The 17,313-nt window shown below is 24.4% G+C and carries 8 protein-coding genes; 3 read left to right on the top strand and 5 right to left on the bottom strand.

Annotation, left to right across the window (positions count from 1 at the left end):
- Nucleotides 1–28 precede the first annotated feature (28 nt).
- Genes KQ877_RS01545 through dcm_N form a run of 3 tightly spaced genes read right to left on the bottom strand, consistent with a single transcriptional unit; the run spans nt 29 to nt 2,381 of the window.
- A complete protein-coding gene (locus KQ877_RS01545; RefSeq protein ID WP_216488593.1) occupies nt 29–1,192 on the bottom strand; it encodes an MAG4270 family putative restriction endonuclease in 1,164 nt (387 codons plus the stop codon).
- 5 nt (nt 1,193–1,197) lie between these two features.
- A complete protein-coding gene (gene dcm, locus KQ877_RS03705; protein WP_308699335.1) occupies nt 1,198–1,971 on the bottom strand; it encodes a DNA (cytosine-5-)-methyltransferase in 774 nt (257 codons plus the stop codon).
- A gap of 32 nt (nt 1,972–2,003) precedes the next feature.
- The gene (gene dcm_N, locus KQ877_RS03700) at nt 2,004–2,381 is read right to left on the bottom strand and encodes a DNA (cytosine-5-)-methyltransferase N-terminal subunit (protein ID WP_246777997.1); all 378 of its coding nucleotides are present in this window, start codon (nt 2,379–2,381) and stop codon (nt 2,004–2,006) included.
- A gap of 150 nt (nt 2,382–2,531) precedes the next feature.
- Between dcm_N and KQ877_RS01535 the strand changes: the two genes are divergently transcribed.
- Nucleotides 2,532–6,740 carry a hypothetical protein gene (locus KQ877_RS01535; protein ID WP_216535841.1) on the top strand — a complete coding sequence of 1,403 codons (4,209 nt, stop codon included), beginning with the start codon at nt 2,532–2,534 and terminating at the stop codon, nt 6,738–6,740.
- Between the two features lie 237 nt (nt 6,741–6,977).
- On the top strand, nt 6,978–14,492 hold the full coding sequence (locus tag KQ877_RS01530; protein WP_216535840.1) for a hypothetical protein: 7,515 nt from the start codon (nt 6,978–6,980) through the stop codon (nt 14,490–14,492).
- 87 nt (nt 14,493–14,579) lie between these two features.
- Here KQ877_RS01530 and KQ877_RS01525 read toward each other — a convergent pair whose 3' ends face one another.
- Entirely contained in the window at nt 14,580–14,894 is a 315-nt protein-coding gene (locus tag KQ877_RS01525; protein ID WP_216535839.1) for a virulence protein, read from the bottom strand.
- Between the two features lie 78 nt (nt 14,895–14,972).
- Complete coding sequence (locus tag KQ877_RS01520; RefSeq protein ID WP_216535838.1) at nt 14,973–16,463, bottom strand: MATE family efflux transporter; 1,491 nt, start codon at nt 16,461–16,463, stop codon at nt 14,973–14,975.
- A gap of 87 nt (nt 16,464–16,550) precedes the next feature.
- Here KQ877_RS01520 and KQ877_RS01515 point away from each other — a divergent pair, with 87 nt between their 5' ends.
- Nucleotides 16,551–17,303 carry a DNA-processing protein DprA gene (locus KQ877_RS01515; RefSeq protein ID WP_216535837.1) on the top strand — a complete coding sequence of 251 codons (753 nt, stop codon included), beginning with the start codon at nt 16,551–16,553 and terminating at the stop codon, nt 17,301–17,303.
- Nucleotides 17,304–17,313: the final 10 nt, after the last annotated feature.

Here is a 17,313-nt window from a genome sequence, read left to right as displayed (position 1 = left end):
CAGACAGCTTAAAGGTTCTTTGTGTTTTTTATATTTGTAATTCTTTATTTCTTAATTTAAGAAATTTTTTTCTTTGACTATTTAAATGTTGTGAAGGTATTTGCTGTATTTTTTTAAATATCATTTCATATTTTTGAATTTCTTGTTCCATAATTTCGTTATTTACCAATATCATGGTACCTCTGTTTTCATCATATGAAAAGTAGTTTTTATCAAAAAAAGCATGTCATGTTGGGTCTAAATTTAGATAATTATCTTTATCAGATATATTTTTTGAAATTTTTATAATTTCTTTCATTCTTGTTTCATTATCCTTATATCTATTTTCAATTGATTTTTGAATCATCTTATTACGTATAGCATAAACAGGAAAAATGTGACATTTATTACTAGTGGATGAGTTAGAAAATACATCAAACACCTTAATGTTTTCTACCTTTTGTATGTATTGTCGCCTTTCATACAAAACCAGTTTATTGATTTGATCTATATTTACAAACTCTCTTATTTTTTTTACTATTTTTTTACCAAACTCTTTTTCTTTTGTTTTTCCTAACTGAAAGATAAAATTATTTAATTCCTGAAAATCTTCATTATTTAATATTTTTAAAAAGTAATTCTCTTTTGTTATTAATTCTTTAGTAATTAAAGTTTTAAAGTTTATTACATCTCTTTGTTTAAAAGTCTTTTTTAAACAGTAATTTTCAAAGAAAATAGCAAAATTTTTGTTAAAGTTTTTTTCTGGATTACTTAATACAATAGGGGCTGATGCAGGATTTGAAACCTCACCAGTAGGATTATTTCCAGAAAATAATGATTTTAAACCTTTTATAGTAATATTGTGTATATTTTTATCAATAAAATCATTAATTATTTTAATTTCATTTGGGTTGTTTTTTTCTGTAAAACAAACTAGAGAGTGTTGTGAGGAGAGTTCTCTTACATTTTGTTTTATTTTTAGTAAATTAAATAAATTTTGTCTTTTTAAGAAAGTTGAATTTTTTGAAAATCAACTTTTAGTAGTTAAAGTATCGATACAAACAGATTTTATCTTAAAAAAATAATAATAAATTACAAGTGTATTTTTATCAAAAATTATTGTCATTTCTGCAAAAAAATGTGATGATTTTGTGTTTTTTTTGTAATTGCTAGTTTCAATTTCAAATGTTCAATAACTTAGGTTATTTGTCATTTAACTTAAATAATTTTTACAATTTCAGTAAAAATACTTTTTAAAACTTCAATTGAAATTGAATTTCCAGCTAAAAAAATCATTTTACTTTTATTTATTAAATTTGTATTTTTTATTTTGAGAGCATCTTTTTCTGAAAAACCCATATATAGAAATGATTCAATGTCTGTGATTGCTCTTATTTTGTTTTCTTTTTCAAAATAAAATTTTAATCTACTATTAGCACCTGATGCTGTTAAAGTAGCCCCATACCCTTTTGGTAAATATAAATAATTTTCCGAATTAAATTTGGTGTAATTTTTAATTATGCTTTTATTTATTTTGGAATTAGTTTCTTTAAAATTTGTTCTTTCTTTTGTTAGTAAAAAGTCAAATTTTGAAAATTCATCATAACTATGAAATTTAATAATATTATCTAATGTATTTTTATGATTGATTTTCTTAGGTCATTGAAATTCTTTTTTTGAATTTAATATAGAAACCATAAAAACACGTTCTCTATTTTGTGTAGAACCATAATCAACTGAATTTAATATTTTTCATGATGATGTGTATCCTAGAGATTCTAAAAATAATATTCATTTTTCAAAAGCATCTTTAAATTTTTTACTTGCAAGAGCTTTTACATTTTCCATTAATAAAATTTTTGGTAGTCTATTTTTATTATTTTCTAATATCCTCTGTACTTCCAAAAGTAAACCACTTCTTGTACCTTGTAAAATTCCTTTTTGCTTACCTTGTTGTGATAAATCTTGACATGGGAATGAGTAAGTGAATATATCAATATCTTTTGGAATTTCTTTAACTTTGGTTATATCACTTGAAAATTGTTGGGAATCATCCCCCCCCTTATAAACTCATTATTTAATAAACAAGTAAGATAAGGAAAAATATTTCTTAATTTTTCTTCTGATAAATTTTTAAAAAAATTTTTTGTCACAGGCTTTTTGCTATCTGAACTTAATCCTAGTGAAGATAATTTATTTACAATATCTTCTTTTTTTATGTTTTTATCTTTTTGTAAAATTTTTGAATTATTAATAATTTGATAAGCAATTATAGCATCTATATATCATTCTATAAAACCAAGTGATTTAACTTTGAAGTTATTCTCTTTGGAAATTAAATTCAAAGCTTTTATTTGAGAACCTATCCCTGAAAAAACTTCAAATATTTTTATTTCCTTCATAAAATCACCTCCTATAAATTTATAAAAATATTATAGCGAAGTTTTTTTGTTAAAAGGTAACAAAATATGTTTCAACCATCATTAATTTATTTTTATTTATATATAATGTATATTTATAGAATAAACCTTGCTATATAAAAAGGAGAGAATATGAAAAAAACTACTAAAAAATTTTTATTTTTGACAACTACTTTTGCAATAACTTCTTCAATTGGAGTAATTGCTATTTCTTGTCAACAAAATTTAAGTACTTCAGATATTAATAAAAATAATAAAAATAATCAAAATGATTTAAACACATATATACCTAAAAAGCCTGAAAACAATCCAAAAAACACAAACGAAAACACCAGTAATCAAAACACAGACTCAAAAGAAAATACTGATAACAAAAATTCAAATTCAAATGAAAAAATAGAAGATCAAAATAATTCAACAATTCTAATTCCTGAATCCAATAAACCAAATAAAACTGAAGATGAAAACAAAAATAAGTCTACAATTAATTCACAACCAGAAAATCCAAAAAATCCAGAATCAGCTAATGAAAATAATAATCACAATTCACACAATAATGAACCAAAGCAAGATTCTGAAAATAAACAAGATAATGAATCAGAAAATCCAAAAAATCCAGAATCAACTAATGAAAATAATAATAACAACTTAGATAATAATGAACACAAACAAGATTCTAAAAATAAACAAGATAATGAACCAGAAAATCCTAAACAAGATTCTGATACACCTAAAAATAACCCAGACACAAACCCAAGACGTGATGATAATTTAGAATATGGTGAAAATCATAATATTTCGCCAATATGACACTTAGAAACTGAAAGAAATATAAGTGAAATTAACACACTAAATACAAACAAAAATGTTTTTGAATTATATAACAAAGCCTTATCTAAAAGACAATTAACTAGTACAAATGTTACTTTTGATAATAAAAAATATGTAAATTATAGATTGTTAAAATCAATTTTTAATAATAAAAATGTAATAGTTGAAATTGCTTCTAATGCTGAAATAAATAACACTGATACTTATAAATTAAAATATTTAAATGGAGAAAATTCTACTGAACAAGAAATAAGTTTAACTCCATCTTCTACTAATAAATATGTATTAGTTGCGAATATAAATACCGTAACTGATAATTACAAAATCAAGATGTTAAAAGTTATAAGAAATAATTCAGAAGAAGTTCGATTTATGTCTGAGGGTGAATATTTGCTAGGTAAAGAAATATGAAAAGATTCTTCAAAATTTAAAGTAACAAATGAATTCAAATGATCAACTTGAAATTCAGGAAATAATATTCACTCATTCGCAGTTATAATGCAACCTGTTGCTAATAATTATACATTCCCCTCAAAGGCAAGATTGGTATGATTAACCAAAAATAATGAATTACAATCTGGAGAAATGTCAATTGAAAAGAAACTTAGACAATATCCTTATACAGCTAAACTAGATATTACTTTTAATGTTTCTAATATTAAAAAAATAATGGGAATTGAAGTCTTGGGATGAAATGAACATGAATGAAAATGATTGGGCAATATTTCAAATAAAATAACAATAGCCGATCAACCATCAGAGTCTGAAAGTGTACAAAACCTACCATCAATATATCAAGTTGAAAAACAAGATAGTAATTTAAATATTTTAGTATCTAATCCTGGTGATTTTAAAAACGTAAAATTCGAAATAAAATCAATGAATCCATTTATTAACTATAGCAACATTTTTGAAGCAACTAAGAGTGGTAGTTCATACAACGTAAATTTAAGTTCGTTACCAAAAAATGTTGAAGAATTTATTATAACAAGAGGAGTTTTTGATAATGAAATAAAAACATATCCATTTGTTTCTTATGTTACATTTAAAAATTATCAAAATCAAAATAAAAACTACAAAATAACTGAGTTTAATATATATAAAGATGAAACAAATAAAAATCTTTATGGTTCAATTGCCTTTGATTTTGATAGCGAAGATTTTAAACGTTTTGATAATAAATCTGTTGAGTTAGTTTTTACAAGAACACCTCAAGAATTTGAAAAAATTGATACATATTATTGAAATTTATTTTTAAAAGAACAAAAAGTAATTGTTCCTTTTAATAAATGAAATAAATTTAATTTAAATGGATTTTATGAAAAACAGCTTTATACATTAAAAAGTGTAAGAATAGTGGAATCTATAAATCTAAATGAAGTAATTTCACAAGATAAATTTGCAGATAGTATTAACTCATTAAGTAATAAAGAATTTTCTTATACATTTGATTATGGTAAAGCAAAAGATGATTATTTAGCAGGTGAAACACAAGGAGAAACTAAAGATTCATTATTAATAAAAGATAAAAATAACGAACAAAAAACAATAGAATATTCACTTCAAAATCATTATGCAGCAATAAATTATGAAAGAGAGAATTGATACAAAGCTAAAGTTATTGAAAATGACAATAGAGAAAAAAGTCAAAAATTAGCAGAAAATAAATTTACATTAATACATAATGGAAAACAAATTAACACTCATTTTATTTCACCAAGAGAATTAATTAATAATTTAAAATGAAATTTTAATGATAATTTTACAGAAACCACAATTACAAAAGATATTTCTGCATTTAAAAATTTAAATTCACATGAAAATGATGCAATTATAACGTTAGGATTTGAATTTGATCCTAAGCAAAGAGAGATAACTGATTTAGTTGAAGTCGAACCTTTTGTAAGATTTGAAGAGGGGATTCGTTCTGCATATTGACCTGTTAGAAATGTATCTAAATCTTTTGTTTATTTATCAGTTCCTTATAAAAAAATAAAAGATTCTCAAATATTAAATGACTTAAATTTTGAGTATTTAGCAATAAGACACACAGCAAATCAACAACAAAATTTGAAAAATTTAATTACTTCTCGTTACAGATTTTCAGCAGAATTAAAAGGAAATTCACTAACTTTTAAAATTCAATCTAAATCAAACGATACAAAAATTTTTGAACGGATTGGTGATCATTATCTATCATTAAATAATTCAGCATTTTTAGGTAGTTCATCTCTATTTATTTATTATTCAGATATTAATAGCAACACTCCTATTACATATGAAGCAATCAAACCACAAAACATAAAAACAATTGGATTAGATCACTTAAATTTTGAAGATAGTTATAAACATAAAATTCCTAAATTAGATGGCTCTTCTACAAGATTATATAAAGAAGATAAAGAAAAAAATGTTGAAAATGCAAGACAAAGAACATTTAATTTTGATAAAGAAAAAGCAGGTGAAGGAACTTGAGCAATTATTGGTAAAGTAAATCCTGATAATCCTAATGACTATAAGTTTTTTGTTTCAACAAATCAGCATGTTTGAGGAAGATTTAATCCTGTCGAATCAAAAATTTTTGATAATCCAAGATTTGATACTGCCTTGCCCATCAATAGTCCAGAGGGTGGTTGAAGCATCCATAAAGCTGATACAAGAGAAAGATTCTATCCAGGTATTGAATGAAATGATGTAAAAGTAAAAGTCGATTTAATTAATGCATTTGATAATGATTCAAGATTCCCAGATGCTAAAAGAGAATTTAAAAATAATTATGGTGATATTAATTTTGATGAAAAATGAGGAACTTATTCAGCACACACAAACAATTCCCTTTCACATGCAGATATGGTTATAGGAATTGCTGATTTTAAAGATATTTTTAATGTTTTTGAAACAAGAAATGGTGTTGTGTATTATCACAATAAATCAATTGATAATATCTCCGATGATAAAGATAAGAGTATTAGAAGAGTATACGATTTTTTCATGACTGTAAAAAATCTTCAAACATTAAAACCAAGTATTCACAATTTACATCTCTCTTCATTATCTAATTTAACATGAACATTGGCGTCATTTCCTGTTGAGGCACAATATGCTAACCATGATACAAATAATGGAAAACGCTATAGGGAATATTTAATAGGAAATTTAACTACACCTTTATCAAGGTTACAATATGGTGGGGTATCTACTTCGCTTCCTGCAATTCATGTTGATTCTAAGTTGCTAGATTTAAATGGTGGTTCATCAGGAACAATGCTTTTTGATTCTGAAGGAAATGCAACATCTTTATATACAGAAACAGCTACAACATATGGAGCGGCAATGGTAATAGATACTCAAGCAGGAGCGTTTTTAGGTGATGGAAAAACAACACAAAACCCAGGTTCATTCTATGAAAAAATGAGGATATTAAGTCATTTATATCCTGATTTATACGATCATAAACAGTTTAGCGAATTACCAAATTGAGTAAACCAAGAAAATAAAGAACAAAATTAACTAAAACGCGCGTAATTTATAACTATAACAAATTGTTAAATATGCGCATAAAAAATGTAAAAATATCAAAAAGTATTACTATTTTTCATATTTTCTTATTTTTTAGAATTATAATTAAATGCTTATCATTTTTAAAATGTGTTAAGTATTTTTGAATATGTCTTTATAATTATTAAGATAGATTGAAAATTATGTATCCATGAAAACTATTTGTTTTTGGAAAGATAAGGAGACGATATGAAAAGAAGTAAAAAACACCGTTTAGCTACTGCATTTGCGCTTTCTATAAGTGCTGTAACAGTTGCAACAACAAGCTTTATTTTAGAAGAAACAAGATTAAATAATTTAAGAAAAAAACAAGATGAATTGTGAAAAAAACTTAAATCTTTTAAAGATGAAAATTTAAGCAATAATTTGTTTTTAAATACAGTTGTTCAGAATATTTTAGATGATAATCCTGTTTTAAGTCTTTTTGATGATACTTTTTCAAAAGTTCAAACTAAAATTGATAATCTGAAATTTACTTTACAAAAATTTGGTGATATTGTAAATAATCAAAATAAATTAAATTTTGATGAATACAATAGATTGAGTAAAGAAGTTTTAGATTATGTTAATAATAATCTTAAATTTGATGAATATTATGACATAAGAAAAAAACTTGAAGATGTAAAATTTGAAACTGATAAACATGTAAATTTAGAATCAAGTCAAGATGAAATAAACAACCAAGTAAAAATACTTCAAGAAGCTTTTGAAAAAGCGAAAAGAGATAAAGCAATTAAAGATAATGATATTAGACAAATTGCTTTTGCTGATTATGAAAAAGAATTGAGAAAATTAAATGATTTTATTACAAGTCATCTTTTTGCACATAATTTTTATGATTCACTGCATAAAGAAGAAAAACAAAATCGTGATGACATTATTAAAAATATTAATATAGAAACATCTACTGTTGGGGACATTTTGGAAGCAAAACACAAATTAATTCAAGAGCTTCAAGATGCAACTAAAAAAGCTCATAAAATATCTTGACAAGAACTTCAAAAAGTTTACGATGAAGCAATAAAATATGCAAATGAAACATTAACTACTCCAGATGATATAAAAACTAAAGATTTATTATTAGAACATTCAAAGCAACAATATGATGTTGGGATAAATAATGAAGATTTTGAAGTAGTATATGCAAGTATAAATAATATTTTAGATTATGTAAATGCAGCAAAAATTCAAAAACATGTAAATGATGCTTTTAGAAACAATGCAATTAATTATCTTGAATTAGCTAAACAGTTAGCAAATGATTTTATAGATAGTTTTAACGACGGAAAATATTCAGATATTAAAAAATATGTATCTGATATTTTAGCAACTGAAAGTCAAGATACTAAATCAAAAACATTTGATAAAATATACGAATCAGCAAATAAAATAATTGAAGCTTTAGAAGCTAAAAAAGCTGAAGCACAGGCTGGTTATGATGCTCAAAAAGCAAAATTAAACAAAATAAAAGATAAATTAACAGATTCTAAATATGAATCAATTAAACAAGAAATCACTGAATTAATTACCAAAGAAGATAAAGTAAGAAATAATCCAAACTCAACTACCAGACAAATTTTAGATGCAACAGAAGCTTTAAAAAATTACGAAGCCAAAATTGAAAACAAAAAACAAGCAAAAGATGATATTAATGCTTTGTTTAAAGATATAGAAGATTATATCAATGAACATAAACACCCAGAAGATGCAGAGTCAATTCAAAAATTACAAAAAGCTTTAAATGAAACAAAAGAAGCTGTAGCAAATTCAAACGATTCTTCAAACATTCAAGATCAAAAAAATAAATTAGAAAAAGTTTTTGAAGAAGTTAAAAAAGAAGTAAATGCAACTTTTGAAAAACGTGAAGAACAAAAAACTGAATATGATGAAGTTGTTGAAGATGTTAACGATTTACTTAAATTAATTAATGCAAACAGTTCAAAATATCCAGGTTTAGCCAATGAATTAACAACAACAAAAGCAGACACTGATGAAGTTGTTGCTAAAAAAGATACTGAATCAACAAGTGATCAAATAAAAGAAGCAAAAGAAAAATTAAAAGCAAAATTAAATTCAGTGGAAAATCAAAAAGATAAAATTGATTTTGATTGAGAAACAGAAGTATATAAAAGAAAATTAGAAGCTGTTGATGCTTATAAAACAAATGTTTTAACTGATAAATATCCTGTAATTACACAAAAATTAGACAGTGCAATATCTGAGATTGAAGAAGATCTTAAAAAAATTCTTGATGATGATAACAAATCATTAAAAGAGAAAATTGAAGCTACAAAAAAAGCAGCTTCAGGTGTTCAAGAAGCACTTGATAAAACAAAAGAAGAAAAAGAAGAAACAGATAAAAACCGTAAATTTAGAGAATTTGAAACTCTTAAAAATAAAGTTAATGATTATATAGATCAAAATTTAGCAAATAATAACGATTTTGATTTTATTAAAGATCCTTTAAAAAAATCAGTTACAGATGAATCTAATTTAGTTGAAAAAGACCCTAATGCTACTTTACTTGAACCAAAAGACGAAATTGAAGTTGAAGGTATTCAAAAATCAATTGATAGATTAACTGAAATTTTCAACACATCAAAAGCTTTAAAAGAATCAAAAGATAATTATGACAAGCAAGTAAAAGCAGCAAAAGATAAATTAAGTGAAATTCAAAAGCCAGTTTTAAATAAGGATGATGAAGAACTTTATAATACTTTAAAAGATGTATTAAACCAAAGTGAAAAATTTTTTAAAAATAACGATAATAAAACAAAAGACAATTTTGTTGATAAAGCACAAAAATTATCAGATGCAATAACTAAAGCTAATGCAGAATATACTACAAACAAAGAAAAAAGAGCAAAAGCAAGAACCGATTTACAAGCAAAAATTGATTCAATTACAAAATATGTTAAAAATAATTTACAAGAAGAAAAAGATGAAAATTTTGTTACAAAACCTGAACATGAACATACTGTTAATAAGATTTTAAAAGAATTAGCAACAGCACAAGGTATTAATGACAATGCTTCTTCAACAGAACAAAATTTAATTGATGCATTAGATAAATTAAATTTAGATGAAAAAGTTTTAAAAGCATCAGAAATTTTTGATAAAAAAGCTTTAGAAGCTGAAAAATTTGCAACTTCTCTTGAAACAGATAAAGAACTATTATCAAATGATTCACAAAAAGAATTAATTGATATAGCAAAAGAAAATTTAGATTCTGCTATTGAATTACAAAAATCAAATAAAACAAATTCAAAAGCGACTGAAGAATCAATAAATCAGGCAACAAAAGATTTAAATCAAGCATTAGAAGAAGCTAAACAACAACAATTAGACATTTTCCAAAATGCTTATGATAATTTATCTCAAAAAGCAAAATCATTATTAGCTGAATTAAATGAAACTAATGTAGAAGCTGCAAACAAACACCCCGAATATCAAGGAATTTATGACACACTAAAAGCAGTTATAGATTCAGAAGATCCAAAAGCACTTTCAACATCTACACCTAAACCAACAATCGAGATTTTAAAAGAATCACTTCCAAAATTACAAAAAGCATATGATGATGCTGTTTTAGCTAAATCAAAATCAGATTTTGATAAAGTTTATGGCGATATTTTAGATAAATTTAAAGATGATACAAGTCCTGATAAATATTCAGAAATAAAATCTGCTATTATAAATAAATTACAACCACAAAAAGATGTAAGAATTAATGATAAATCAGTAGCATCTGAAATTGATGAAGCTACTGAATTATTAAAAGCAGAAATTCCACAAATTGATTTAATAAAACAAAAATTCGATGAATATTTAATTAAATACAGTGATGTATCGAAATATAATGATGGCTTAGATGAAGATCAAACAGAAGCTAAAAAAATATTAACTGATGCTTTAGATACTTATAAAAAAAGTAATATAGGTGCTGATAATGTTTTAAACCCTAAAAAATATCGAGAATTTAAAGAAGCTTTAGATACAGCTTTTGAACAAGCAAAAGCAGTAGAAACTTCTAAAAAGAATTTCAAAACTGAAAAAGATAACATTGTAGCAGATTCAGAATTTGAAAACTATCCAAAATCATTAGAAAAATATAAAGCTGCAATAGATAAAATAATAGGTAAAGATGGTTCACTTAAAAAAGATTTAACTGCTGCAACAACTCCACAAGAAATTAAAAAAGCATATGAAGATGCAAGAGAAGCATTAAAACAAGCTAAAGCTGATATTGCTTTAAATAAAGCTCAAGAAGATTATGAAAAAGCAGTTAAAAATATAGAAGATTTTATTGCTGATGATTTAGATAAAAATGTTCAAGAAGAACAAGCTATTATAGATGAATTAAAACAAGTAAAAGAATCAACTAGTGATTTCATAGAACCTAAAGAAAATGACTCAACTGTTACTGTGAAAGAATATAACGAAAAACAAAAAGAATTAGAAGTAGCATTAGCAAAAGCAAAATATGAAAAAGCAAAACTAGATGCTCAAAATACTTCTAAAAATGATTTAAAAGATAAATATCCTGAAACTAAAAAATACTACAATGATAAATTAGCAGAAATTCAAAGCGAATTAGATAAAAAACTTCAAGAAGCAGGAGAAGATAAACAAAAACAAAAAGAAGCATATGATGCAGCTAAACAAGCAATTGATGATTTAAATAACACTTTAAATGATAAAAAAGAAAAAGAACTTAAAAAAAATAAAGAAGCATATGAAAAATCATTAGAAAAAGCTAATGAAATAAAAGATGAAATTGAAAATATTCAAGATGAAGCATTTAAAGCAGAATTAAGAAAAATAATGGAAGATGCGCAAGCTGAAGCAAATAATGCACTTACCGATCCTTTAGACGCTACAAAATATCAAAAAGCAAAAGATATCTTAGATAAAGCAAATAGTTTAGTAAAAGCAAAAGAATACGAAAAATTAAGCGATGATGCACAAAAATTTATTGATTCTGTTTCAAAAGATTCAAATTATTCTGATGTAACTTCTAACTTAGAACAAGTAAAATCAGATGAAGATAAAAAATCACTACCAACCGTAACACCACTTCCATCTTCAGATGATATCCAAAAATCAATTGAGGCATTACAAGATGCTTTAGATGAAGCAAAACATAAAAAAGAACAAAAAGATTTTGAAAAGAAAATTAATGAAGATAAAGAAAACTTTATTAATTTAATAAAAGATGTTTATATTGCAAACTCTAACAAAGAATCAATTGAACTTCTTAGTCCAGAAAATATCACTAAACTTGAAGAAAAAATGGCTTCATATATTAATGATGCAAAAAATATTGATAAAAACAATAAAGAAAAATTAAATAAACTTATTGAAGAATATAATACACTAAAAGAAAAATATCAACAAGGTTATGTTGATGCTGTAAATTACAGAGCTGATAAAGCAATAAATGATAAAGCAAAAGAAAATTTTGGTGAAGGTGTAGAAATGACTAGTTTCTATAAGCCACTTGTTGATTTTGTTGAAGGGTTAGATGATTCCTCACACGAAAAATTAGCATCTATAGTTAGAGCTAAACAAGCAGATATGTATGAACAAGAAGATGCACTTAAAACAGAAATTAATAATTTAAAATCACAATTTACAGGAGAAGAATTACAAAATAATCCTTTAACATTGGAACAATTAAATAATAAATTAGCTGTTTTAAATCAAAGTGATAGTGCAATATCAAATACATTTTCAAATATAAAATCAAAATTTGAAGAACTTAAAACTCAATTTATTGCGTCATATAAAAATTTTGTTTCAAATTATTATGACATTGAAAATAGTGATGTATTTACATTTGCAGATTTCGTAGATTCTATTGAAAAAGGTAAAAATAAAACTCAAGAATCTACTAATATAAAAGAAATTTATGATTCATGAATGACAAGTATTAGTAATGAAAATAGCGAAGAAACTTTATTACAGCTATATACAAAAGCAACTCAAACTGTAAAAAATCAAAAACTATTTTTTGATAATTATGTTTCATATGCAAAAGATTATTACTTAAATCAAGTTCAAAATAATAATGAATTGCAAAAAAAATTAGTTGAAAGTTTTAGTCATAATGTATTTTCATATGCTCTTACAATGCACGATAATGTTGGAAATAAAGGAATTACAACATTTGGTACTCGTTACGAAACTGAAAGCGGATATGATCCGAAATTTGAAGAAAGTATTTATTGAGTACCAGCTGAAGAATATTATGACAATACAATAATTGAATTTTTAGTTCAAAAAGCTGAAACAAAATTTTTAATTTCATGACTTGAAAAAAATAAAACTAAATTCTCTGAAACAGAAGAATTCATTTCTGAATTACAAAAAATAACAACAAAAGCAAACACTGAATTTGAAAAATATAGTATACATTCAATAGAAACTGAAACAAAATCACTTAAAAATTCAAATAAAGAATATGTAAATAAGATTACAAATAAAATTGACAAGAAAAAAGCTCGAGCATTATTTAGGAGAGAAATTTCAAAGGAAATAGAAAAACAAAGAAAAGAGATAAAAGATAATTATAATCGAGAAGATTATGTTAAAGATAAAAATATGTTAGCATCTAATGATAAATTTTATTCAGGGCGTCCAAGATATTATGCTGGAGATAATTTTAAATGATCATCGAACTCAGTGCAAAATATGAACGATATTTCCCGCTTAATCAATGGTGTCAATAACCTAGATAAAGTAGAAGCTAAACCTTTAGAATTTGCATATGCATTATATTTATTTGCAAACAATGAACATGGTAATGAAAACACTATCATGCCAACAGATACTAATTACAAAAAATTATTGTCTTCAGATTACTGAATGTATCCAGCAAATACACAAGGAAATGTAAATAGTTATTGAGTTTTAGATTTACTAGGATTTTATAATAAAGAAGAAGGGCGTAGTTCACAAGGCAAATATCTAAAAAATTATGGTTATTATGAAATAGTTACATATTTATTACAAGGTTTAATAAAACATTACGAAGAAGAATATAAAAAGAAAAATAATGTTGATGCTGATGGTTCATATTTAAATGCTGATAATACATTTAAAGACATCACAGGTCAAACTTTATCTGCTCTTCAATTAGCAAAACAAACATTAGATATTTTTGGTATAAATACATTTAAGCGTTGAAATGGATATAAAGGATTTAATTCAGATACGCAAGTTTTTGAATACACAATTAATACTGGTGGGTTCTCAAACAATAATCATGTTCTTCAAAGTGAAATAACTATAAATAAAACAAAACCAAATGATCAATATGTCTCAGAAACTCAAACAAGCACACCATTAGGTGTTGATATTCCAGACTTCACTATTTATGAATATGAAGGTGGTGGAAAAATATCTGAAAACAGTATTGTTCATAAAACTAATAGAACAATTGAAGCAGGTGAAGGAAAACAAGTTAATGCAAAACAATGACTTATAAATTCTGCATTCAATATATTTGATGCTTATAATAAATTATTAGAAGAATTGTATAATTTAAATAAAACTGATACAAATACAAAAACTATCGCAGTTTCAAACAGACAAATTTTTGATGATTCTATCAATGAAGAACATGAAGTTGATATGACAAAATGAGCTGCATATACAGATCCTTCAGTTGAAGATGAATTTATAATTCTTAAGAAAAAATAAAACTATAAACTAAAACAAGAAGACACAAAATCTTCTTGTTTTTTATTGTTTAGTATTTAAAAAAATCAAGCAAATTAATTTGCTTGATTATGACATTAACGGATTTGATGGTGTTCAATCATCTTTAATTAGTTGTGTAAAATCACTCATATCTTGCATTTTAAAAACATTGAAACTAACAAGTGATTTTTTAAATCATTCTTTGGTTTTTAAAATTCTGATCACCCTATAAATATTTGCTAAATTATTGATATTACGTGAATAATAAAAACTGTTTGATAATCAGTGGAAGCCATAATGTCTTAGAATAGCGCGTATTTCTTCATATGCTGCGTGATAATCTTCATTACCGTATGTTTCTTTTAATAAATCTTTTTTTAAATAAAAAACAATTCCATACATAATTTACTTCCTTCATATAAAAGAAGCCCATGTGGGCTACCATTTTTCATATTTCTAACAAAATAATTATATCATGCTTTAAAACTTTTTAGCATACTTATGTCAGGTTTTCTTTATTCATCTTCTTATATAAATTATTGATCTTAAACCTGGATCAACTACTAAAGATAAAAATACAATAGAGAATGCAAAAGATGCAGTTAAAGTAGATTCTCCTTTTTTATATCAAACATCTAAAATAATATGAACAAGTGAAACTTGCACAGCCATCATTGTTATTAGACTAATTAAAATAGGAATTCAAATATCATTTGCACTTCATAAAGCTCTTAATATTGTTAAATTAGCAGTATCAACTATAATTTTTAAAACACTAAAAAACATAATTCAATAACCAATTTTATTAATAGTTAATGTATCAATTTGATATAACTTAAGTAATGGATAAGTTAAAGAAATTAATATAATTCCACTTAAAAGTGAAAAATATAAACCAGTTACAAATAACTGTCATGCTAAATTATAAGCTCTTTTTTTGTCTTCTTTTCCTATCTCAATACCTATTAAAACATTAGTAACAGCACCTAATGCTGTATTAAATGCAGTAGTAATTCCCGTTATCATAATTATTGCACGGTACATTCCAATATATTGATCACCCAATCCTCCTGTGCTTATTGCACTACTAATTAAAAATTGACTAATTGTTCAAACACCATATTCAAGTGAAATTGGTGTACCTAAAACAAGTGTCTTTTTTGCATAATCTCATTTAAATGTATCTTTAATTCTGGTTTTATATTTTTTAAAAATTAAGAAATGACAAAAAATAAAATTTATTAATAATTGAATTAAAGCACCTAAAGTATAATCAAAAGCTGTTAAGTAAATTGGATTGTATTTAGAAAAACCATATAATAAAATATACATTCAAGCAACAGCAAAAAAATTACCAATAATTGCACCTATTACTGCAATATTATTTTTTTTAATTGCTTGTAAACCAGCTGCAAAAACTTGTGCTATTGAATAGAAAAATAATCAAAATAGCATATATCTTAAATATTTAGTAGTAAATATTAATTCATTATCATGCAAAATATTGTGATTTTGATCATATATTTTTATTGTGCTTTTTGAACCCATTGCTTCAAGTAAAAAAGGTGAAGCAAATCACATGGAAATAAAAAATACAAATGCAATAAATAAATTAACATACACTCCAGTTAAAATAATTTTAGGGAGTTCACTGTGACGATTTTGTCCTATTAAATTACTACAAATAATTAAAACACCACTAGATACTAGTGTAGGTATAAAAGATATTAAGTTATAGACTAAAATAACTTTAGCTAGTGCATAAAAATAAGTTCCAACTACCTGTCCTGTTTCATGAGTTACTTTTAAATATCAATTAACACTTAATGAACCTACTATTGTTGCAATTACATTAATTAAAATTTGTAAAAATATAGGAAAAGTTAATTTTAAAATCATTTTTATGTCTTTTGGCATTCAAAAGTCTTTTCAAGAATTTATTTCCAGTTTTTGTTTAAGTTTCAAATTCATAATTATATATTTTATTCTATTGTAAAAAAAATCTAAAAATATTTTTAGTTTGCTATATTTTTTTTACTTATAAAAGTAGGAGAGATAATGAACATATTTTTATTATATTTAACTTTCAAAAATAGAGGCAACTGAAATAAAATTTTAGAAGATTTAAATAATCAAACTAAAATCACTCAAGACAATTTACAAAAAATACAAACTAAAGTACAAGAAACTGAATTTCAAAATTACATAACAATTTTAGATAAAAATTATCCTAACGATTTTAAAAATATTTACAAACCACCTTTTTGTATTTTTTATAGTGGTAATTTAGAACTTTTAGATCATAAAAATAAAATTTGCTTATCTGGTAATTATTTAACAACAAATATTGAAGATTTAATTGAATTCACGACTAAAAAATTATTTGAAAAAAATCCAGATACTGTATTAGTTACTACTGCTAAAAATATTTTGGAAATGAAAATAGTACTGTATTTTTTAAAGAATAACCAAAAAATAATTTTCATTAGTCCTTTTAACATCCAAAGTATTTTTAGTTCATTTCCAGAATTAAGAAATTTTGAAAATAATTTTTTAATTATAAGTGAATATTATGATTCAAAAATGAATCTGTTAAATAAACAAATATCTTCATATAGATTATTAGCAGCAGTGAGTGAAAAATTAATTTTGTATTCTTTATATAAAAGCAAAACATTTTCGAACATAATTGACTTATTTTTGGAACAAGGAAAGGAAATTTTTGCATTTCCTAATGTTGATAATGACCAAAATAATGTTATAAATAACTTAATAGATGAAGGTGCTAAAATAGTGACGTCATTAATTTAAACAATAAACA

The organism is Mycoplasma zalophi (assembly GCF_018914005.1).
Taxonomy (GTDB): domain Bacteria; phylum Bacillota_I; class Bacilli_A; order Mycoplasmatales; family Metamycoplasmataceae; genus Metamycoplasma; species Metamycoplasma zalophi_A.
The sequence above is the reverse complement of the archived record's forward strand: the minus strand, read 5'-3'. Positions and strand labels throughout refer to the sequence as shown.